Source organism: Microbacterium sp. CH1, from assembly GCF_001595495.1.
Lineage (GTDB): Bacteria > Actinomycetota > Actinomycetes > Actinomycetales > Microbacteriaceae > Microbacterium.
In genome coordinates this window covers 320,921-340,621 of the sequence record NZ_LOSO01000011.1, presented here as the reverse complement: position 1 = coordinate 340,621, position 19,701 = coordinate 320,921, and the positions used below count along the sequence as shown (strand labels likewise).

The 19,701-nt window shown below is 70.0% G+C and carries 21 protein-coding genes; 13 read left to right on the top strand and 8 right to left on the bottom strand.

All coding sequences use genetic code 11. From position 1 onward, the window contains the following. Window positions 1-136: 136 nt before the first annotated feature. Window positions 137-640, bottom strand: a complete 504-nt coding sequence (locus AUV07_RS04975) for a DUF3145 domain-containing protein (protein WP_025103621.1) — start codon at window positions 638-640, stop codon at window positions 137-139. Window positions 641-878: 238 nt separating this feature from the next. Next, complete coding sequence (locus AUV07_RS04970) at window positions 879-1,652, bottom strand: hypothetical protein (protein WP_025103622.1); 774 nt, start codon at window positions 1,650-1,652, stop codon at window positions 879-881. 176 nt (window positions 1,653-1,828) lie between these two features. Here AUV07_RS04970 and AUV07_RS04965 point away from each other — a divergent pair, with 176 nt between their 5' ends. Next, window positions 1,829-3,832 carry a DUF262 domain-containing protein gene (locus tag AUV07_RS04965; RefSeq protein WP_062634347.1) on the top strand — a complete coding sequence of 668 codons (2,004 nt, stop codon included), beginning with the start codon at window positions 1,829-1,831 and terminating at the stop codon, window positions 3,830-3,832. After that, window positions 3,829-5,085 carry an alpha/beta fold hydrolase gene (locus AUV07_RS04960; RefSeq protein WP_197462115.1) on the top strand — a complete coding sequence of 419 codons (1,257 nt, stop codon included), beginning with the start codon at window positions 3,829-3,831 and terminating at the stop codon, window positions 5,083-5,085. The genes AUV07_RS04965 and AUV07_RS04960 overlap by 4 nt, the downstream gene beginning before the upstream one ends. A gap of 192 nt (window positions 5,086-5,277) precedes the next feature. Here AUV07_RS04960 and AUV07_RS04955 read toward each other — a convergent pair whose 3' ends face one another. The 3 genes from AUV07_RS04955 to glgA form a co-directional block, all read right to left on the bottom strand. Next, on the bottom strand, window positions 5,278-5,535 hold the full coding sequence (locus AUV07_RS04955; RefSeq protein ID WP_025103626.1) for a type B 50S ribosomal protein L31: 258 nt from the start codon (window positions 5,533-5,535) through the stop codon (window positions 5,278-5,280). A 191-nt stretch (window positions 5,536-5,726) separates the two neighbouring features. Beyond that, window positions 5,727-6,512, bottom strand: coding sequence for an ABC transporter ATP-binding protein (locus AUV07_RS04950; protein ID WP_025103627.1), 786 nt, complete (start codon window positions 6,510-6,512; stop codon window positions 5,727-5,729). A gap of 17 nt (window positions 6,513-6,529) precedes the next feature. Further along, entirely contained in the window at window positions 6,530-7,714 is a 1,185-nt protein-coding gene (gene glgA / locus AUV07_RS04945) for a glycogen synthase (RefSeq protein WP_062634344.1), read from the bottom strand. Window positions 7,715-7,783: 69 nt separating this feature from the next. Between glgA and AUV07_RS04940 the strand changes: the two genes are divergently transcribed. From AUV07_RS04940 to AUV07_RS04930, 3 genes are read left to right on the top strand one after another with little or no spacing between them, the layout of a single operon-like run. Then, a complete protein-coding gene (locus tag AUV07_RS04940; protein ID WP_062634342.1) occupies window positions 7,784-9,025 on the top strand; it encodes a glucose-1-phosphate adenylyltransferase in 1,242 nt (413 codons plus the stop codon). A 48-nt stretch (window positions 9,026-9,073) separates the two neighbouring features. Continuing rightward, window positions 9,074-9,709: a phosphoserine phosphatase SerB gene (gene serB, locus AUV07_RS04935; RefSeq protein WP_062634340.1), complete on the top strand. Its 636-nt coding sequence runs from the start codon at window positions 9,074-9,076 to the stop codon at window positions 9,707-9,709. A 38-nt stretch (window positions 9,710-9,747) separates the two neighbouring features. After that, window positions 9,748-10,443: an alpha/beta fold hydrolase gene (locus tag AUV07_RS04930; RefSeq protein WP_062634338.1), complete on the top strand. Its 696-nt coding sequence runs from the start codon at window positions 9,748-9,750 to the stop codon at window positions 10,441-10,443. 15 nt (window positions 10,444-10,458) lie between these two features. Here AUV07_RS04930 and AUV07_RS04925 read toward each other — a convergent pair whose 3' ends face one another. Beyond that, window positions 10,459-11,169 (bottom strand): beta-ketoacyl-ACP reductase, encoded by a 711-nt coding sequence (locus AUV07_RS04925; RefSeq protein ID WP_062634337.1) that lies wholly within the window; start codon window positions 11,167-11,169, stop codon window positions 10,459-10,461. Window positions 11,170-11,309: 140 nt separating this feature from the next. Between AUV07_RS04925 and AUV07_RS17755 the strand changes: the two genes are divergently transcribed. Genes AUV07_RS17755 through AUV07_RS04905 form a run of 4 tightly spaced genes read left to right on the top strand, consistent with a single transcriptional unit; the run spans window position 11,310 to window position 13,192 of the window. Continuing rightward, window positions 11,310-11,795 carry a DUF4190 domain-containing protein gene (locus tag AUV07_RS17755; protein ID WP_062634335.1) on the top strand — a complete coding sequence of 162 codons (486 nt, stop codon included), beginning with the start codon at window positions 11,310-11,312 and terminating at the stop codon, window positions 11,793-11,795. Between the two features lie 52 nt (window positions 11,796-11,847). Continuing rightward, complete coding sequence (locus tag AUV07_RS04915; protein ID WP_025103634.1) at window positions 11,848-12,192, top strand: DUF3099 domain-containing protein; 345 nt, start codon at window positions 11,848-11,850, stop codon at window positions 12,190-12,192. Beyond that, entirely contained in the window at window positions 12,189-12,386 is a 198-nt protein-coding gene (locus AUV07_RS04910) for a hypothetical protein (RefSeq protein ID WP_062634334.1), read from the top strand. Before AUV07_RS04915 ends, AUV07_RS04910 begins: the two co-directional genes overlap by 4 nt. Continuing rightward, a complete protein-coding gene (locus tag AUV07_RS04905) occupies window positions 12,383-13,192 on the top strand; it encodes an SURF1 family cytochrome oxidase biogenesis protein (protein WP_062634332.1) in 810 nt (269 codons plus the stop codon). The genes AUV07_RS04910 and AUV07_RS04905 overlap by 4 nt, the downstream gene beginning before the upstream one ends. A gap of 175 nt (window positions 13,193-13,367) precedes the next feature. Here the strand turns inward: AUV07_RS04905 and AUV07_RS04900 are convergent, their stop codons facing one another. Together AUV07_RS04900 and AUV07_RS04895 are read right to left on the bottom strand one after the other, a co-directional pair. Further along, on the bottom strand, window positions 13,368-13,961 hold the full coding sequence (locus AUV07_RS04900; RefSeq protein WP_062634330.1) for a pyridoxine/pyridoxamine 5'-phosphate oxidase: 594 nt from the start codon (window positions 13,959-13,961) through the stop codon (window positions 13,368-13,370). Window positions 13,962-13,982: 21 nt separating this feature from the next. Continuing rightward, on the bottom strand, window positions 13,983-15,581 hold the full coding sequence (locus AUV07_RS04895; protein ID WP_025103638.1) for an ABC-F family ATP-binding cassette domain-containing protein: 1,599 nt from the start codon (window positions 15,579-15,581) through the stop codon (window positions 13,983-13,985). Between the two features lie 166 nt (window positions 15,582-15,747). On the opposite strand from AUV07_RS04895, the gene AUV07_RS04890 reads away from it, so the two are divergent. The 4 genes from AUV07_RS04890 to AUV07_RS04875 all read left to right on the top strand — a co-directional run bounded on the left by AUV07_RS04890 (window position 15,748) and on the right by AUV07_RS04875 (window position 19,699). Continuing rightward, window positions 15,748-16,365: a DedA family protein gene (locus AUV07_RS04890; RefSeq protein WP_062634328.1), complete on the top strand. Its 618-nt coding sequence runs from the start codon at window positions 15,748-15,750 to the stop codon at window positions 16,363-16,365. Window positions 16,366-16,370: 5 nt separating this feature from the next. After that, on the top strand, window positions 16,371-17,639 hold the full coding sequence (locus tag AUV07_RS04885; protein WP_062634326.1) for a sensor histidine kinase: 1,269 nt from the start codon (window positions 16,371-16,373) through the stop codon (window positions 17,637-17,639). Next, complete coding sequence (locus tag AUV07_RS04880) at window positions 17,636-18,307, top strand: response regulator (RefSeq protein ID WP_062634324.1); 672 nt, start codon at window positions 17,636-17,638, stop codon at window positions 18,305-18,307. Before AUV07_RS04885 ends, AUV07_RS04880 begins: the two co-directional genes overlap by 4 nt. A 96-nt stretch (window positions 18,308-18,403) precedes the next feature. Beyond that, complete coding sequence (locus tag AUV07_RS04875; protein WP_062634322.1) at window positions 18,404-19,699, top strand: acyltransferase family protein; 1,296 nt, start codon at window positions 18,404-18,406, stop codon at window positions 19,697-19,699. The last annotated feature ends 2 nt before the right edge of the window (window positions 19,700-19,701 follow it).

Genomic DNA, 19,701 nt, shown 5'->3' with positions numbered 1-19,701 from the left:
GGGCAGACGAAGACCCCGCCCGGTCGCCCGGGGCGGGGTCTTCGTCGAGCGGAGCGGGGATTCGTCTTCTCAGCGTCCGGGATCACTCACCGGAATCCGATACTCACGCCTCCGCGCACCCGGTATCGACGGTCGGTCAGCCGACCTTGTGGAGCCAGACGACGCGCGCGTCGTCGCTGGCGTGACGGAAGGGCTCCAGCTCCTCGTCCCAGGCGGAGCCCAGGGCGATGTCGAGCTCGCGCTGCAGCTCGACGGCGTTGCCCGCGGCGATCTCCATCGCGTAGCGGATGCGGTCCTCGCCGATGACGATGTTGCCGGCGGCATCGGTCTGGGCGTAGTGGATGCCGAGGTCCGGCGTGTGCAGCCACCGACCGCCGTCACTGCGCGGCGTCGGGTCTTCGGTCACCTCGAATCGGAGGTGCTCCCAGCCCCGGATCGCAGTCGCGAGGGCAGCACCGGTACCGACGGGACCGTCCCAGTAGAACTCGGCGCGGCGTGCGCCGGTCAGCACGGGCTGCTCGGTCCAGTCGAAGTTCACCGCACGCCCGATAGCGCGACCCACCGCCCATTCCAGGTGCGGGCAGAGCGCGCGAGGCGCCGAGTGGATGAACACCACTCCGCGTGCGTAAGCCGTCGCCATGATCTCTCCGTTTCATCAGGTGCGTCTTCCCCTACGACCTGAACCACGAAGTGGCGAGAGTATGCGGTTGTGCGCCCATTCTCGCCGAGTTCCCGCGAAATCACAAGCGTGTGATTCGACGACGAAGGCCCCGGTCCGTGACCGGGGCCTTCGGGCGCTTCGACGAGCTCAGCGACCCAGTGTGGGAAAGCTCAGGCGACCCAGCGTGGGGACGCTCAGCGACCCAGTATGGGGACGCTCAGGCCTCGCTCATGGCCTGCTTGACCTGCTGGCCCTTCGCGGCATAGTAGGCCGCGCGAGCGGCGTCCTTGCGGGCCTGCTCGGCGTAGCCGAACTCGAGCACGTCCTGCGGGACCTCGACGTTCGGGACGTCGTCGGTGCCGTGGTACTTCTCGATGTAGGCGTCGAGCTCGGGACCGGAGGTCCACGAGGTGATGAGGCAGTAGCGCGGGTCGGTGCCGTTGTGCGTGGCCGCGTGCCACAGACGCTGGGTGTCGACAATGAGCTGCGCGCCGGCCGGGAGGGCGATGCGGTACTCGATGCTGGGGTCCGTGCGGTTCTCACGCAGGACGAAGTAGCTGTCCTTGTCGTCCGTCAGGTTGAAGAACCCGCGGACGACCCAGCCGGTGCCGTCCGGGTTCAGGCGGTTGTTGTCGTCCTGGTGGAGGTTGTAGAGGCAGTCGCCGTACGGGGTCGGCTGCAGCTCGATGACGCGGCAGCGGCCGACGTTCGCACCGGGCTCCTGCGCACGACGGGTGAGGTTCGGGGCCTTGGCGGTCTGCTCGTCGATCCAGACGCCGTCCTTGTCGGTGCGCGGCGGCTTGTGGTTCCAGAAGCCGTTGCACTCGATGTCGCCGAAGGCGCTGGCGAGGGGCGCGAACCGGGTGTCGCCCGAGGACTTCCAGTCGACGTACTCGATGTCGAGCCACTCCTTGGGGTCGGCCTCCTGGTCGTAGCTGTCGAGGACGACGAAGCCCTTCTCCTCCAGCGCTGCGGACTTAATGTATCCCATGATCGAGTCATGTTCCTTTCATCGGGGGCCAGCACGTTTTAACAGGCCCTGATAAGGCAAGGCTAACAGCGGGACCTGGCGCTCCCCCGGAGGGTCGCCGTGGATAAGCGAATAGACTGGGCGGGGCACCCGGCGCGTCCGTGGCGCCTGTCGCTACGGGAGGACGAGACACCAGCATGAGCACCGCGACCAACGTCGAGGCGACGGCAGTCAACACGATCGAATGGCTCGCGGCGGGACGCACGACCATCGTCGTCCCGGTCTACCAGCGGCAGTACCGCTGGGACATCGGCGGCTGCGAGCGGCTCCTCTCCGATGTCAGGGCGGTGGCCGCGGAAGACGACGCGCATCGCCATTTCATCGGTTCGATCCTCTCCGCCGAGGACGGCTCCGGTCCGGACGCCGACCTCATCCTCATCGACGGGCAGCAGCGCCTCACCACGCTCATGCTCCTCGTCGCCGCGCTGCATCACTCGGTGCGTGACCGCGATCCGGAGCTCGCCGCCGACCTCGCCCGCGTGCTGGTCCGCCCCGACGATCCCGAGCGCACGAAGCTCCGTCCGCACGACGCCTGGGCCGATCTCTACGAGTCGGTCGTGCTCGACCGCCGGGACGACGTCGACCGCGAATCGCGCTTCGACGACAACTACGCGTTCTTCCGCAGCCAGATCCATGCCGACGAGGTGCCGTTCATCTGGCAGGGGCTGCAGCGCCTGGAGCACGTCTCGATCACGCTCGGCGCCCAGGCCAACGCGCAGCAGATCTTCGAGAGCCTGAACTCCACCGGCGAGCCGCTGCGGGATCACGAGCTGATCCACAACTACATCCTCATGGGGCTGAACCACGCCGAGCAGATGGATGTGGAAGCGCGGTTCTGGCTGCCGATCGAGCAGCACACGGGCGAGGCGATCGGCGCGTTCTGGCGCCACTACCTCGTGCTCGTGACGGGGCGTGAGGTGGCGGCGAACGGCGAGCACGGCGTGTACAGCGCCTTCCGCCAGTCGTTCCCGCGCGTCGACGTCGCCCACCTCCAGGCCGACGCCGAGACGTGGCGGCACTACGCGGAGATCTACGGCATCCTCCTCGATCCGACGAAGGAGCAGGACCCGGAGATCGCGCGGCAGCTGGGGTACGTGAACACGTTCGGACGCTCCTCCTCCCCGCTGGTCATGAGCGCCTACAGCGATCACGCGCGTGGCCTCATCGACCGGAGTCAGCTCCTCGAGACGCTCGAGTGGCTGCAGGCGATGTTCCTTCGTCGCGCGCTCGTGAACCTTCCCGCCGAACGCCTGATCGCCCGTCTCTGTCGCGCCCGTCGTGACGGACACGACGCCCTCGCCCGCGCCATCGCGCGCATCACCCCGTCGGACGAGCGGGTCAGCGCCGTGCTCAAGTACAGCGAGCTGCCGTATCCGGCCTACGTGCTCGGCCGGCTCGAGGGCGTCGACGACGTGGACGGCTTCGACGTCGAGCACGTCGTGCCCGCCGTGCCCGGCGACGCCTGGTCCGGCGACGGTGTGCGTCCCTGGAGCGAGTACTCCGAGGACGAGCAGAACAGCCACCGCGCCCTCGCACCGACCCTCGGCAACCTCACGCTCCTGGAGCAGGGGCTGACGGAGCGGGTGTTCGGCGCTTCCTTCCCCGCCAAACGCGATGAGGCCTACGCCCGCAGCGCGGTGCCGGCCACCCGCGCCCTCGCCGCAGAGGAATCCTGGGGCACGGCGGCCATCACCGCACGAACGGTGGCGCTGACGGCCGACCTCGTCCGCGTGTGGGCACGACCCGCGCTGCCGGAGATCGACGACGACGGCCTCACGCCGATCCTCGACGCCGTGCGCCGCCGCGGCTGGCCCGCGGGGTGGGAGCGCGAGTTCGACTACGTGGAGTACCGGGGCGAGCGGTGGGAGGTCTACGACGTCAAGCACCTGTTCAACCGCGTGTTCCGTCGCGCCTGGACCGACACGACCGAGGCCGCTCTCGCGTACTGCGCGAGCCACGGCGGCCCGATCTACCGCGACAAGGCGTGGAAGGGGCAGTGGGACGACCTCGATGACACGCACTTCCTCTACATGGGCTGGGACTCGAACTACATGATGACGGCCGTCCAGGGTGTCCTCGACGAGTCCGGCATCGCCGCCGAGGTCTTCGTGAAGTACTCCTACATCGGGAATGTGATGTGACAATGACCACTGTCATCCGCCGCCGCCTGCTCGACCTCGCCGTCGAGGATCACACGCTCACGGTCCCCCTCGCCTGGGACGACCCGGCAGACACCCGCACGATCGACGTGTTCGCTCGCGTCGTCGCACGGGAGGGAGGCGAGGCGCTCCCCTACCTCGTCTTCCTGCAGGGCGGGCCGGGCCACGAGGCGCCGCGCCCCTTCCACTCCTCCGCGGCACCGGCGTGGCTGGATCAGGCCCTCGCGCACTATCGGCTCGTGCTCCTGGACCAGCGCGGCACCGGCCTCTCCTCCCCCGTCGGCGACGGCGACCTCGCGCAGGGCGCCGAAGCCGTCGCCGAGTACCTGACGCACCTGCGTGCCGATGCCATCGTGCGCGACTGCGAGGCACTGCGGGAGCATCTGGGGGCATCGACCTGGAGCGTCCTCGGGCAGTCCTTCGGCGGGTTCACGACGCTGGCCTACTTGTCCACCCACGCGGATTCCCTCGATGATGTCTTCATCACCGGCGGTCTCAGCACGGTCGAGCGCGATCCGGACGAGGTGTACGCGCTCTGCTACGACAAGATGCGCACGGCCTCCGAGCGGTATTACCGACGCTTCCCGGAGCACCGCGACGTCATGCGACGCCTGATCGATCTCGCGGACGCCGGTGAGCTCGTCCTCCCCGACGGCGAGGTCGTATCGCGTTCCCGCCTCCGCTCGGTCGGCTCCGCTCTCGGCACCGACGACGGCTGGCAGACGGTCTGGTCGCTGCTCGAACGGGATCCCGCATCCAACGCCTTCCGGCACGACCTCCAGCACGCCATGCCCTTCGGCGGCCGCAACCCGCTGTACTACGCCTTCCACGAGTCGAGCTATGCGAACGGACACACCACGCGGTGGTCCGCCGAGCGCGTCGAGCCGACCGATTTCCGCGACGATCCGACGCTCTTCACGGGCGAGCACATCCGCCGCGAGTGGGCCGACACCGTCCCGGCGCTGCAGCCCTGGCGCGAGGTGACGTCGATCCTGGCGGAGCACCCCTGGCCGCGGATCTACGACACCGCCGCCCTCGCCGCCTCCGGGGCGACGGGCGCGGCCGCCGTGTACGTGAACGACGTGTATGTGCCCCTGGAGTTCTCGCTGGAGACCGCCCGTCTCCTTCCCGGTGTGACACCCTGGGTGACGAGCGAGCACGAGCACAACGGCCTGCGGACGGGGCCCGTGCTGGAGCGGCTGATCGACCTCGCCCACGGACGCCGCCTCCGCTGACCTCCGCCGCGCGACGGGTGCCACCGCCGCGCTCCGCGATCTATCCGGCGCACGGTCCCGGCGCCGACCCCCGGAGATCCGCCGGGCCGTATCGAGCGCGGACGCATCGTCATCGACGTCTGAGCGACTCGTCCACCCCGGACATGACGAAGGCCCCGCACTCGGAGGAGTACGGGGCCTTCGTGGGCGGTCTTACTTGGAGGAGCCGCCGAAGCCCTTGAAGCGCTGGTTGAACTTCTCGACGCGGCCGGCCGAGTCCATGATGCGCTGCTTGCCCGTGTAGAAGGGGTGCGAGGCCGAGGAGATCTCGACGTCGATCACCGGGTACTCCACGCCGTCCAGCTCGATCGTCTTGTCGCTCGTGACGGTGGAGCGGGTGAGGAAGGTCTCGCCCGAACCCAGGTCGCGGAACACGACAGCCTTGTACTCGGGGTGAATGTCAGTCTTCATGGGATTCCTTTGTTGCTGCCCTGGATTGTGCCAGGGACGAGGGAAGTCTGTGGTGCCGAACGCACCAAGGATCGATTCTACCAGTACTTCGACAAGCTCAGTAACCCATCGGAACCGAGGTCAGTAACCCATCGGAACCGAGGTCAGTAACCCATCGGAACCGAGCTCAGTAACCCACGAGAGGGCCGAGGTCAGGACGCGGCGCGGGCGGAGTAGCGCCCGTCCTCGCTGCTGAGCGCGATCGGCATGCCGAAGGTCTCGCCGAGGGCGTCCGCGGTGAGCGTCTCCGCGATCGGGCCCGCGGCGACCACGGCGCCGTCGCGGATCAGCAGCACGTGCGTGAACCCGACGGGGATCTCCTCGACGTGGTGGGTGACCATGAGCATCGCGGGCGTCGTCGGCGCCGACGCATAGCCGCCGAGCAGAGCCAGCAGCTCCTCGCGCGACCCGAGGTCGAGCGAGGCCGTCGGCTCGTCGAGCAGCAGGAGCTCCGGGTCCGTCATGACCGCCCGGGCGATCTGCACGCGCTTCTGCTCACCGTCGCTCAGCGTGCCGAAGGTGCGGTCGGCGAGGTGCGCGAGACGCCAGTCGCCCAGCACGCGCAGCGCACGCCGCTCATCGATGTCCTCGTAGCTCTCGTTCCAGCGCCCGAGCACGGAGTACGCCGCCGTGAGGACGGTGTTGAGCACCGTCTCGTCACGCGGGATGCGCTTGGCCATGGCCGACGACGCGAACCCGATCCGCGGACGGATCTCGAAGACGTCCGCGCGTCCGAGTGTCTCGCCGAGAACGGTGACCGTGCCCGAGGTGGGGTGCATCAGCGTGTCCGCGAGCTGCAGCAGGGTCGTCTTCCCCGCACCGTTCGGCCCGAGGATCACCCATCGCTGATCGTCAGAGACCTGCCAGGTCACGTGATCGATGATGTTGCGCCCCTCTCGGCGCACGACGACGTCGGTGAACTCCAGAGCGATCGGCATACCGAAAGCCTATCGGCTCAGGCGGACAGCTCTGCGTAGAGCGCGCGGGTCTCGTCGGCGATCGCGCCCCAGCTGAACTGCGTGCGGGCCCGCTCCCGACCGGCCTCCCCGTACTCCCGCGCCCGCGCCGGATCCGTGGCGACCTCGGTGAGGACTGCCGCGAGATCGGCGACGAAGCGGTCGGGGTCGGTCGGTGTGCCCGTGCCGTCCTGCACCTGCTCGATGGGGACCAGGCGGCCCGTCACGCCGTCGTCGACGACCTCGGGGATGCCGCCGGTCGCGGTTCCCACGACGGCCGCTCCGCAGGCCATGGCCTCGAGGTTCACGATCCCGAGCGGCTCGTAGACGGAGGGGCAGACGAAGGTGGTCGCCGCGGCCAGGATCGCCGACAGCTCGTCCCGGGGCAGCATCCGCTCGATCCACACCACGCCCTCTCGGGTCTGCTGCAGCAGCCGCACCCCCTCCTGGACCTCCGCCATGATCTCCGGCGTGTCCGGAGCACCGGCGCAGAGGATGAGCTGGACCTCGGGCGGCAGCAGCCGTGCCGCCTGCAGAAGGTAAGGCAGCCCCTTCTGCCGTGTGATGCGTCCGACGAAGACCACCGAGGGGCGGTCAGGATCCATACCGATCGAGGAGAGGAAGGCCGGATCCTGCACCGGACGCCAGCGCTCCACATCGATCCCGTTGTGGATCACCCGGACCCGCGCGGGGTCGACCTGCGGATAGCTGCGGAGGATGTCCGCGCGCATGCCGGCGCTCACGGCGATCACCGCGGCGGCGTTCTCGTAGGCGAGCTTCTCGATGCCGCTCGACACGGCGTAGCCGCCCCCGAGCTGCTCGGCCTTCCACGGCCGCAGCGGCTCGAGGCTGTGCGCCGTGAGCACGTGCGGGATCCCATGGAGCTGGGAGGCGAGGTGTCCGGCGAAGTTGGCGTACCAGGTATGGCTGTGCACGACGTCGGCGCCCGCGATGGCCGACACGATCTCCAGGTCCGTCCCGAGCGTCTGCAGCGCCGGGTTGGCGGCGGAAAGGCTCTCGGGAGCGCGGTAGGCGAAGGTGCCGTCCTCGTCGCGCGGCGCGCCGAAAGCACGCACCGTCACATCGATGTCCCGACGAAGTGCGGAGACGAGTTCGGCGACGTGCACACCCGCGCCTCCGTAGATCTCCGGCGGATACTCCTTGGTGATCATCTCGACTCGCATGCCTAGACGCTATCGAGCGGGTTGTCCAGATGCTAGTTCCCCGCGCCGAACGGGATCTATGGTGGACCCATGTCCGCTCCAAAGAAGGTCTTCGGGATCATCCTCGCCGGCGGCGAGGGCAAGCGACTCATGCCGTTGACGGCCGACCGCGCAAAACCTGCCGTCCCGTTCGGCGGCCAGTACCGCCTGATCGACTTCGCCATCTCGAACCTCATCAACTCCGGGCTGAGACAGATCGTCGTCCTGACCCAGTACAAGTCGCACAGCCTCGACCGGCATATCTCGCAGACGTGGCGGATGTCGGCGCTGCTCGACTCGTACGTCGCCTCGGTCCCGGCCCAGCAGCGGCTCGGCAAGCGGTGGTTCTCCGGATCCGCCGACGCGATCCTGCAGAGCATGAACCTGATCAACGACGAGAAGCCCGACATCGTCGTCGTGATCGGCGCCGACCACGTCTATCGGATGGACTTCCGGCAGATGCTCGAGGCGCACATCGAGTCCGGAGCGAAGGCGACGGTCGCGGGCATCCGTCAGCCGCTAGCCCTGGCATCGCAGTTCGGGGTCATCGACGCCGACCCGGAGTCCGGGCGCATCCGGCAGTTCCTCGAGAAGCCCACCGACGCCACGGGTCTCGCGGACTCCCCACACGAAGTGCTGGCCTCCATGGGCAACTACATCTTCGACACGGACGCCCTCATCGCGGCGGTCGAGGCCGACGGCGAGCTGCCGACGTCGAGTCATGACATGGGCGGCGACATCGTCCCGTACTTCGTCGACCGCGGCGAGGCCGGCTACTACGACATGAAGCAGAACGAGGTCCCGGGGTCTTCCCCGCGCGACCGCTCGTACTGGCGCGACGTGGGGACGATCGACTCGTTCTTCGACGCGCACCGTGACCTGATCTCGACCCTCCCGATCTTCAACCTCTACAACATGGAGTGGCCGATCCACTCGCAGGCGGTCAACTCCCCGCCGGCGAAGTTCGTCCGCGACTCCGTGGGGCGGATCGGCAACGCGATCGACTCGATCGTCTCGCTGGGGTCGGTGCTCTCCGGCACGCACCTCGAACGCAGCGTCGTGGGGCCGTGGACCCTGGCCGGCGGCGGCTCGACCATCACGGACTCCGTGGTGTTCGATCACGTCCACGTCGGTCAGGGCGCCCGCGTGCACCGCGCGATCCTCGACAAGAACGTCGTGCTCGCCGACGGCGCCACGGTCGGTGTCGACCGCGAACGCGACCTCGCCCGCGGGTTCACAGTCACGGAGTCGGGGATCACGGTCGTGGGCAAGGGCGTGTTCATCGAACGCTGACGCGTCATGCGGCGTGGGCTCCGGTCCCCCGGTCGCTAGGCTCGGGGGGTGACCACCGCGCGATTCCTCGTCGTCCTCGATGCCGATTCCACGCTCATCCGGAACGAGGTGATCGAGCTCCTCGCCGAGGAGGCCGGCCGTCGCGCCGAGGTGCAGGCGGCCACGGAAGCCGCGATGCGCGGGGAGATCGACTTCGCGACCAGCCTCCGCTCCCGGGTGGCTGCCCTCGCGGGCGTTCCCGTCGAGGCGTTCGCCCGCGTTCGCGCCCGCGTCGAGCCGACTCCGGGCGTCCGCGACCTCACCGCCGCCGTGCACGCACAGGGCGGAGTCGTCGGCGTCGTCTCCGGCGGGTTCCACGAGATTCTCGACGACGTCGCGCCAGGGCTCGGCGTGGACCGGTGGCGCGCGAACCGCCTCGAGGTCGCCGACGGCGCGCTCACCGGGCGGGTGGACGGTGACATCGTCGACGGCGCGGCCAAGGCCTTCTGGCTGCGCACCTGGGCCGAGGAGCTCGGCGTGGCGCCGCACGCGACCATCGCGATCGGCGACGGCGCCAACGACCTCCCGATGATGGCGGTCGCCGGCCTGGGGCTCGCCTTCAACGCCAAGCCCGCCGTCCGCGAGTCCGCGAGCCTGGTCATCGGCCCGGTCGACCTCGGAACGGTCATCCCGCTCCTCCCCTGACCCTGGCCGATGTCCGGGGCAGGGTCTACGGTCGGGTCATGGACATCATCCTCATCCCCGGCCTCTGGCTCGACGCCTCCAGCTGGGACGACGTCGTGCCTGCCCTCGAGCGCGCCGGGCATCGCCCTCGTCCGCTGACCATGCCCGGGCCCGACGCGTCTGCGGAGACGGCAGCGGGTGTCGGGATCGACGACTGGGTCGCCGCCGCGGTCGCCGCCGTCGATGCCGCGGAGGGAGACGTGGTGGTCGTCGGGCACAGCGGCGGAGGCAACGTCGCCTGGGGCGTCGCCGACGCGCGACCGGACCGCGTGACCCGGGCCGTCTTCGTCGACACCGTGCCGCCGCCCCCGGGTTCGGGCATCAGCGAGTTCCCGGTGCAGGAGGGTGTCGTCCCGTTCCCGGGCTGGGGTTTCTTCCCCGACGAGGACGTGCACGATCTGGACGACGCGACCCGTGCGAGGACGGCCCCGCTCACGCACAGCGTCCCCGCGCGGGTGCCGACGGATGAGCTCGCTCTGCACGACCCGGCACGGTACCGCATCCCGGTCACCCTGCTGATGGGAGGGCTGGATCAAGACGCCTTCGACGCGGTGATCAGCCAGTGGGGTCCGTACGCCGAGGAGTATCGGGCGATCGGCGACGCCGAGGTCGTCCGGATCGGCTCGGGACACTGGCCGCAGTTCTCGGCGCCCGAGCGTCTCGCGGAGCTCCTCGTGCGCGCGATCGATCGCTGACGAGGACTGCGGGGGTCAGTGCCCCATGCCGAGACCGCCGTCGACCGGGATGACGGCGCCCGAGATGTAGCCGGCGTCGTCGCTCGCCAACCAGGTCACGACGCCCGCGACCTCATCCGGCGTCGCGAACCGCCCCGCGGGGATGTTCGCCTTGTACTGCTTCTGCGTCTCCTCGGGGAGCTCCGCCGTCATGTCCGTCTCGATGAAGCCGGGTGCCACCACATTGGCGGTGATGCCGCGTCCGCCGAGCTCACGCGTGAGCGAGCGGGCGAAACCGACCAGCGCGCTCTTGGAGGCGGCGTAGTTCGTCTGCCCCGCGGAGCCGTACAGGCCCACGACGCTGGAGATGAGGATGACCCGTCCGAACCGTGCCCGCAGCATCCCCTTCGACGCACGCTTGACGACGCGGAAGGTGCCGCCGAGGTTCGTGGCCACGACGCTGTCGAAGTCGTCCTCGCTCATGCGCATGAGCAGGGTGTCCTTGGTGATCCCGGCGTTGGCGACGACGATCTCCACCGGACCCAGCTGCTGCTCCACCTCGGTGAAGGCCGCGTCGAGAGCGGCGGCGTCCGTGACGTCGGCGCGCACCGTCAGGGTGCCTTCCGGACCCTCTCCGCTGCGAGCGGTCACCGCCACCCGGTATCCCTCCCGCACGAAGCGCTCGGCGATGGCGCGGCCGATGCCGCGGTTGCCTCCGGTGACGAGGACGACGCGCTCCGCGGTCATGGGACACTCCTGGGTCTGGGGTCGAGGGCCGGGGTTCCGGGCCGTGATCGATCCTAGCGACGTTGCCGTGCCGCCTTCACGACGGCGGTTTGACAGACCGGGAGCCTCCTGGGACTCTGAGGGCGACGAAAGGCACCAGCGTGAGCGATCCCCGTATCTCCGGTTCGTCCGGCGAGCAGCCCCCGGCCTTCCCCCCGGCTCCCGGTTCCGCCCCGGCGTACCCGGGGTTCCCGCCGGCACCGCCGGCGAACGCCGCCACGCAGCCGTCTTCGGCGCCTCAGCAGTACTCGGCCCCGCAGCAGTACGCGGCCCCGCAGCCGTATGGAGCCGCGCCTGCGCGGCCGTCCAGCGGACTCGCGATCACCTCCCTCGTCTGCGGCATCGCCGGTGTCGTGCTGTTCTGGGCGATCGTGCCGATGCTCGCCTCGATCGCGGCCGTGATCACCGGTCACATGGCGCTCGGACAGATCCGTCGCACTCCCGGTCTCGGCGGCCGCGGCATGGCGATCGCCGGGCTCATCCTCGGCTACGTCATGATCGGCGTGCTGGTCTTCACCATCGTCTCGACGATCATCGGCCTCGTCGTCTTCGGCGCCTTCACCCTGCCGTTCGTCTTCGCGAGCTGACGCCTCGCCCGGGCATGCCGATGTCGCCACGGCGGCGTAGGCTGGAACCATCGTGAAGAACGCACGTCGAGTCCCGGCCGTCACCTCACTGCCGCAGTCCCCGCGGGATGAGGGAGACCATCGTGTGCGCCGGTATGCCCTGACGATGACGATCCGCATCGTCTGCTTCGGGCTGATGTTCTTCGTGCAGCCGTTCGGCTGGTGGACCTGGGTGTTCGCGCTGGCCGCCGCCGTGCTCCCGTACATCGCCGTCGTCTTCGCGAACGCCGGCAGCGACAGCACGGAGACCGCCGCCGAGTCGCCGATGCGCGAGATCGACGCGCCGCCCGCACCATCGCTCGCTCCGGAGACCGCCCCCGACGTCATCACCATCCGCGAAGGCCGCACCGACCGATGAGCGCGCTCATCTGCTCGCGCGCCGGCTGCCGGAGCGCAGCCACGAGGCAGGTCGTCTGGCGCAACCCGCGTATCCACGCCGCCGACCGCGAGAAGATCTGGTTGGCGTGCGATGAGCACGTCGGCTTCCTCCACGACTACCTGGCCGCGCGGGACTTCCCGGTGACGGTGCGAGACGGGGTGCCCTCCTCATGAGCAACCGCCTGACCCGCTGGGGCGTGTACGTCCTCATCGCCATCGGATTCGCGATCGCCTGCGTTTTCCTCTCCAACTGGCAGTTCGAGAGGAACGAATCCCGCGCCGAGCAGATCGCGCTGGTGGAGCAGAACTACGACGCCCCGGCCGTCCCCCTCGCCGACGTGGTCGCCGAGGACGAGCTCGACCCCGCGGACGAATGGCGCCCCGTCACGCTGCAGGGCGAGTACCTCGCCGACGAGCAGCTCCTGGTCCGCAACCGTCCCCACGGCGGAACGAGCGCGTTCGAGGTGCTGGTCCCCTTCCGCGACACGGACGGTCGTGTGCTCATCGTCGACCGCGGCTGGGTGGCACCGGGCGAGGGCGAGCTCCCGGACGCTGTCCCCTCTCCACCGTCCGGCGAGGTCACGGTGACCGTCCGCCTGCGTCCCGGCGAGCCGCTTCCCGGGTCCGGACGCGGGGCTCCGGAGGGCCAGGTGCCCACGATCCACCTCCCGTCCATCGCCGACCTCGTCGGCGACGAGGTGATCACCGGTACGTACGGACGCCTGGTCGAGGAGCAGCCCGCCGCCGAGACGGCGCTGGGTGGCTTCGAGTCCCCCACCGACGACCCGGGTCCGCACCTGTCCTATGCGATCCAGTGGATCCTGTTCGCCATCATGGGCTTCATCTTCATCGGGTACATCATCCGCACGGAGATCGTGAAGCACCGCGAAGAGGTCGAGGGGAAGCCGGCACCGGTGAAGGCACCGAAACGCCGCGACCGCGACGCGGACGCCGAGGACGAACTGCTCGACGCCCGGTGACGCACCCGCCGAGCGTCACGCGACCGCGAGAATGCGCCGGACGCTGCGCTGCCCGGCACCCTTTCGATCCCGGACGGCCCACCCTGCCGCTGCAGGATCGGAAACGGGCCCTTCGGACCGTCGGGAAGCACCATTTCGATCCCGCCTGCGGGACGCTTTCGGTCGTTCTGGATCTCTAGCGCTCTCGAGCAGAGCCCGTGACGATATGCCGCCATCCGCGGGCGACGACGTCGTACACGATCCGGGTGTGGTTCCGGTCGGACGCCCCTTGCCAGAACTCGACCCGCGTCGGCACCACCCGCCACAGCACCCAGTCTCCCGGCCCGAGACCGGCACGTGCGCTCGCGGAGCGCGCTGCGAGGTCGGCGTCGCTCTCGGCCGCGGTGGCTTCTTCCACGGTTCCCCGCACGCGCACGGCACGCCGTTGCGGCTGCCACCAGAGGTTCAGCGCCGCAACGGGCTGCGCGTCGAGCTGCGCGGCCTTCCGCGAGGACCGGGCCCCGGCGAAGGCCCAGCCGCGCGCGTCCACGTCCTTGAGGATCAGGGCGCGCGCGTCCGGGATGCCGTCCGCGTCCACCGTCGCCAGCGTCGCCGCGTGCGGTTCGGGGACACCGGCCGCGGCCGCCGCGCGGAGCCACTCCCGGAAGAGCAGCACCGGATCGTCGGGAAGGTCGTCGAGGTGCAGCGGCGGCGCCGTCCCAGTGAGGGTGGGCTGCGCACGCAACCACGCCGCGAGTTCCGAGGGAGGAAGGACCGAATGCGCCGCCATGCCTCCGACTATGCCACGCCCCTACGCGAGCTCGATGAGGTCCTGGTACTCCTGGCTCCAGATGTCCTCGACGCCGTCCGGAAGGATGAGGACGCGCTCGGGGTTGAGCGACTGCACGGCACCCGGGTCGTGAGACACGAGCACCACGGCGCCCTCGTAGTGGGCCAAAGCCCCGAGGATCTCCTCCCGCGAGGCCGGATCGAGGTTGTTCGTGGGCTCATCGAGCAGCAGCAGGTTCGCGGACGACACGACGAGCGTGGCGAGCGACAGCCGGGTCTTCTCTCCACCGGAGAGCACACCCGCCGGCTTCAGAACGTCGTCGCCGGTGAACAGGAAGGAACCGAGGACCTTGCGCGCCTCCGTCTCCGTGATGTGCGGGGCGGCGGACACCATGTTCTCGAGGACGGAGCGGCTGACGTCGAGGTTCTCGTGCTCCTGCGCGTAGTACCCGACCTTGAGGCCGTGTCCGGGCTCGAGCTGCCCGGTGTCCGGCTTGTCGACACCTGCCAGCATGCGCAGCAGCGTCGTCTTTCCCGCACCGTTGAGACCGAGCACGACGACCTTGGAACCGCGGTCGATCGCGAGGTCGACGTCGGTGAAGATCTCCAGCGAGCCGTACGACTTCGACAGCCCGGAGGCCATGAGCGGGGTCTTGCCGCAGGGGGCGGGCTTCGGGAACCGCAGCTTCGCGACGCGGTCCTCCTGACGCACGTCCTCCAGCCCGGAGAGGAGCTTCTCGGCGCGCGCGAGCATCTGGTGCGCTGCCGCCGCCTTCGACGCCTTCGCTCCGAAGCGCGCCGCCTGCTGCTGCAGCGTCGTCGCCTTCTTCTCGGCGTTGGCCCGCTCCTTCTTGCGACGTTCCTCGTCCGCAGCGCGCTGCCGCAGATAGTTCTTCCAGTTCATGTTGTAGATGTCGATGACCTGGCGGTTGGCGTCGAGGTAGAACACCCGGTTGACGGTTTCGCCCACGAGCTCGACATCGTGGCTGATGACGATCAGCCCGCCCTTGTAGTTCTTGAGGAACTCGCGCAGCCACACCACGCTGTCGGCGTCGAGGTGGTTGGTCGGCTCATCGAGGATCATCGTCTGCGCGTCGGAGAAGAGGATGCGCGCGAGCTCGATGCGACGACGCTGGCCGCCGGAGAGGGTCGACAGCGGCTGGTCGAGGATGCGGTCCGGCAGCGAGAGGTTGTGCGCGATCGACGCGGCCTCGGCCTCGGCCGCGTACCCGCCCTGCGCCTCGAACTTCTCGGTGAGCGCGGCGTAGCGCTTCATCGCCTTGGCAGCGACCGCGGGGTCGTCGGAGCCCATGGCGAGCGAGGCCTCCGTCATGCCGAGGTTGAGCTGGCCGAGGCCGCGGGCGTCGAGGATCCGGGTACGGGCGAGGTCTTCCGGATTGCCGGAACGGGGGTCCTGCGGCAGGTAGCCGAGTTCGCCGGACCGGGTGACGGTGCCGCCCGAGGGCAGCACGTCGCCGGCGAGCACCTTGGTGAGCGTGGTCTTGCCCGCACCGTTGCGTCCGACGAGGCCGATCTTGTCGCCGTCGGACACACGGAACGAGACGTTCTCCATCAGCAGGCGCGCGCCAACGCGGATCTCGAGGTCGTGCACGGCAAGCACAGCGGACGTCCGTTCGTTCGGGAGGAGGTGGTGGCCGAGCGGCCAGCCAACCAGTATATGCCGCCCTGCCTGTGGCGACGCCCGGCACGGATATCCCTCTCCAGGGTGACCGGGGCGATACCCCGGAGTGATGCCCCTCTCCCCACCCCCTGCTTACGGTGCCGGAGTGGACATCCTCAACGACCTCATCCTGCAGGCGATCGCCTCCCCGTGGCTCTACGCCGTGCTCTTCGCGGTGACTGTGATCGACGGGTTCTTCCCGCCGGTCCCGAGCGAGACGGTCCTCGTCGCCGCGGCGGCGGTGGCCGCGTCCACCGGCGACGGCAACATCGTGCTGCTCGGTGCCGTCGCCGCCCTGGGCGCCGCGATCGGCGACAACATCGCGTTCCTCATCGGGCGCCGACTGGGCACGACGAGGTTCGCCTGGATGCGGCGCCCCCGCGTCGCCGCCGCCTTCGCCTTCGCGCAGCGCGCCCTCGATCGCCGCAGTGCCACGCTGATCCTCGGCGCCCGCTACATCCCGATCGGACGCGTCGCGGTGAACATGTCCGCCGGAGCGCTCGGGTTCCCCTGGCGGCGGTTCCTCCCGCTGAGCCTCATCGCCGGTGTGAGCTGGAGCGTGTTCAGTCTCGCGATCGGGCTCCTCGCCGGCGCCTGGCTGCACGACCAGCCCGTGCTCAGCGCCGCGATCGGCATCGTCGTCGCGTTGCTCGTCGGTGTGATCATCGACCGGATCGCGGCGCTCCGCCGACGCCGTACGCCGGTCGCGCACCTGGCAGGATGAGACGCATGGCACGCCGCCGAGAGCGCACCCCGCGCCCGCCACGGATGAGCCGTCGCACCGGCGCCCTCGTGGCGCTGACTGCGGCGGTCGTCGTGCTGTACGCGCTCCTCGTCTCCCTGCAGACGGTGCTCTCCGGCACGCCGCTGCCCCTGTCCTTCCTGCTCGGCGCCGCCGTATGCGGCGCTCCCCTCCTCGTCCCCTCCCGGCCGCGGACGGCGATCGTCGTCTTCGCCGCCGGCGCCTTCCTGCTACCGCTCCTCGTCGAGCCGGCGCGCGCGATCCACTCCCCCTGGCCCTGGTCGGTACCGGCGCTCCTGGCCTTCGTCCTCCTCGTGGGCGTGATGTCCTTCGTGCAGGGAGCCCGCCTCGGAGGCCTCACCCTCGTGATCGGCGCACTGACCTCGCTGACGGCGCCGCTGGTGCGCCCGGACATGGTCGCGACGCCGGCGAGCTCCGGCAGCGCAACCGCCAATCTCATCGTGACGACCTCGGTCGCTGCCGCGATGCTGCTCATCGCCGTCCTCGTCGCCGGTCGCGTGCGTGTCGCGGCGGAGCTGACGAGGGAGAAGGAGCACAGCGCGCTGGAGGAATCCCGGCGCGCTCTCGTGGAAGAGCGCACCCGGATCGCCAGGGAGCTGCACGACGTCGTGGCGCACAGCATGTCGGTGATCCAGGTGCAGGCGTCGACCGCGCGCTACCGGATCGCGGACCTCGACGCCGAGGCCGCCGCCGAGTTCGACGACATCGCCGCCACCGCGCGTACGTCGCTCACCGAGATGCGGCGCATGCTGGGAGTGCTCCGCACCGAGGACCAGCACGCCGAGCTCGCACCGCAGCAGGGACTGGACGACGTCCCGGCCCTCGTCGACACGATCCGCAGGGCAGGGGTGGAGGTCGGCCTCGTGCTGGAGGGGATGGAAGTGGCCTCCGCGGCGGGACCCGGCGTGCAGATCGCCGCCTTCCGCATCGTGCAGGAGGCGCTGAGCAACGCCGTCCGCCACGCGCCCGGTGCCCGCGTCACCGTCCGGCTCCATGCCGACGCCGACGCCCTGCACATCCGTGTGCGCAACGCCGCACCGCCGCAGCCGACCGAGAGCCCCTCCGGCGGCTACGGCCTCCGGGGAATGCGCGAGCGCGCCGAGCTGCTCGGCGGAAGCCTCGCCGCCGGGCCGTCCGACGACGGCGGCTGGACCGTCGAGGCCACCCTGCCGCTGTCCGCGACGGCCGCACCGACCACCCCGACCGCCTCGGCGGAAGACAAGGAGAACCCGTGACGATCAGCGTACTCATCGCCGACGACCAGGCGATGGTCCGCGCCGGTTTCGCCGCCCTGCTGGACGCGCACGAGGGGATCCGCGTGGTGGGCCAGGCGGCCGACGGCGCGGAGGCCGTGACGCTCGCCGCGCGGCTCGATCCCGACGTCATCCTCATGGACGTCCGCATGCCGGAGCTCGACGGCATCGAGGCCACCCGCCGCATCCTCGGTCCGTCGTATCCTGCCGCGCACGTGCCGCGGATCCTCATGCTCACCACCTTCGACATCGACGACTACGTCTACGACGCCCTCGCCGCCGGGGCCAGCGGGTTCCTGCTCAAAGACGCTCTTCCGGAGGAGCTCGTGCACGCCGTGCGCGTGGTGGCGGGCGGCGATGCCCTCCTCGCCCCCAGCGTGACCCGGCGCATGATCGAGCAGTTCGCCGGACGGCGGCCGGCCTCACGGCGGTCTGCGACCGCCCTGGCCGATCTCACCGACCGCGAGCGGGAGGTCCTCGTCCTCATCGGCAAGGGCCGGTCGAACACCGAGATCGCGGGCGACCTGTTCATCGCCGAGCAGACCGTGAAAACCCACGTCGGCAAGGTGCTCGCGAAGCTCGGTCTCCGCGACCGTGTGCACGCCGTCATCCTCGCGTACGACACCGGTCTGGTCGAGCCCTCCGCCTGAGTCACCCCTGCGTAGGGGTCAGGACGGCACCACGGAGTGATGTCCCGTCCACCACCGCCTCCATAGCCTCCGAGGACACCGTTCCCAGGAGGACTCATGGTCATCGCCGCGGCTCCACGCCTCAGCACCCCCGCCCCCGCCGTACCCGCCCCCATTGGCCACCGCGACACCGGCATCGATTTCGTCCGGGCGCTGTGCGTGCTCGGCGTCGTCCTGCTGCACGCGGTCATGGTCGGGGTCACCGTGTCCGAGACCGGGCCGGTGTTCGAGAACGCGAGCGACGGCACGAGCTGGATCGCGCCGCTGAGCTGGGTGCTGCAGGTGATGCCGCTCTTCTTCGTGATCGGTGGATTCTCCGGGCTCCTCGCGTACCGGCGCCTGCGCGCCCGCGGCGGCAGCGCCACCGCCTTCGTGGCCGGTCGGGTGCACCGGCTCCTGCGTCCGGCCTTGTTCACGGTCGGCGCGGTCGGGCTCGCGCTCGCGGTGCTCACCGTCCTCGGTGTCGCGCCGGATCTCATCGCGGTCGCCGGCTTCCGATACGGACAGCCGCTGTGGTTCCTCGGGGTCTTCCTGCTGTGTCAGGCGCTGCTTCCCGCGCTCGTCGCCCTGCACGAGCGCGCGCCCCTGCGCACGATCACCGTCCTCGCCACCGCGGCCGTGGCGGTCGATGTCCTGCGGGCCGTCACCGGGACGGACGCCGTGGGCTTCCTCAACCTCGCTTTCGTGTGGTTGACGATGCAGCAACTCGGATTCCTCCTCGCCGACGGCCGCGTGGACGCCCTTCGTCGCCGGACCCGCGTCACGATCGGCATCGGCGCCCTCGGGGTGCTCGTCGCCCTGTTCCTCATCGGCGCGTACTCCCCCGACCTCATCGCCAACATCAATCCGCCCACGTGCGCCCTGCTGCTGGTCGGGCTGATCCACACGATCCTGTTCTCCCTGTACCGTGCGCAGATCGGGCGCCTCAGTCGTCGCCGTCCGGTGGCCGCGTTCACCGCCTTCGTCACGCGGCGGACGATGACGATCTACCTCTGGCACATGCCGGTGCTGCTGGCGATGGCCGGGGCGACGGCCGTGGCCGCCCTCCTCGGCGGATTCACTCTGCCCGCGCTCGACAGTGCGGAGTGGTGGGCCGCCCGCCCGCTGTGGCTCCTGACGGCTGTCGTCCTCACCGCGATGGTCGCGGTCCGTGTCGACCGGTTCGAGAATCACCCCTCGCCGCAAGCCACGTCCTCGCGGCGCCGCCTGGCCGTGGGAACCGTCCTCGGTCTCACCGGAGTGGTGCTGCTGCTCGTCCTCGGCACGACCGTCTCCACCGCCGCCCTCGCGGTGCTGCTGCTGGTCGCGGCGCTGCGGCTGGCCGGACGCCCCGGACGCCCCGTCCTGGCGTGACC

What these genes read in the sequence shown, in the direction of transcription:
- AUV07_RS04975 (WP_025103621.1), bottom strand. Translation starts at nt 640, where the DNA reads ATGGCGACGGCTTACGCACGCGGAGTGGTGTTCATCCACTCGGCGCCT.
- AUV07_RS04970 (WP_025103622.1), bottom strand. Translation starts at nt 1,652, where the DNA reads ATGGGATACATTAAGTCCGCAGCGCTGGAGGAGAAGGGCTTCGTCGTC.
- AUV07_RS04965 (WP_062634347.1), top strand. Translation starts at nt 1,829, where the DNA reads ATGAGCACCGCGACCAACGTCGAGGCGACGGCAGTCAACACGATCGAA.
- AUV07_RS04955 (WP_025103626.1), bottom strand. Translation starts at nt 5,535, where the DNA reads ATGAAGACTGACATTCACCCCGAGTACAAGGCTGTCGTGTTCCGCGAC.
- AUV07_RS04950 (WP_025103627.1), bottom strand. Translation starts at nt 6,512, where the DNA reads ATGCCGATCGCTCTGGAGTTCACCGACGTCGTCGTGCGCCGAGAGGGG.
- glgA (WP_062634344.1), bottom strand. Translation starts at nt 7,714, where the DNA reads ATGCGAGTCGAGATGATCACCAAGGAGTATCCGCCGGAGATCTACGGA.
- AUV07_RS04940 (WP_062634342.1), top strand. Translation starts at nt 7,784, where the DNA reads ATGTCCGCTCCAAAGAAGGTCTTCGGGATCATCCTCGCCGGCGGCGAG.
- AUV07_RS04930 (WP_062634338.1), top strand. Translation starts at nt 9,748, where the DNA reads ATGGACATCATCCTCATCCCCGGCCTCTGGCTCGACGCCTCCAGCTGG.
- AUV07_RS04925 (WP_062634337.1), bottom strand. Translation starts at nt 11,169, where the DNA reads ATGACCGCGGAGCGCGTCGTCCTCGTCACCGGAGGCAACCGCGGCATC.
- AUV07_RS04910 (WP_062634334.1), top strand. Translation starts at nt 12,189, where the DNA reads ATGAGCGCGCTCATCTGCTCGCGCGCCGGCTGCCGGAGCGCAGCCACG.
- AUV07_RS04905 (WP_062634332.1), top strand. Translation starts at nt 12,383, where the DNA reads ATGAGCAACCGCCTGACCCGCTGGGGCGTGTACGTCCTCATCGCCATC.
- AUV07_RS04900 (WP_062634330.1), bottom strand. Translation starts at nt 13,961, where the DNA reads ATGGCGGCGCATTCGGTCCTTCCTCCCTCGGAACTCGCGGCGTGGTTG.
- AUV07_RS04885 (WP_062634326.1), top strand. Translation starts at nt 16,371, where the DNA reads ATGGCACGCCGCCGAGAGCGCACCCCGCGCCCGCCACGGATGAGCCGT.
- AUV07_RS04875 (WP_062634322.1), top strand. Translation starts at nt 18,404, where the DNA reads ATGGTCATCGCCGCGGCTCCACGCCTCAGCACCCCCGCCCCCGCCGTA.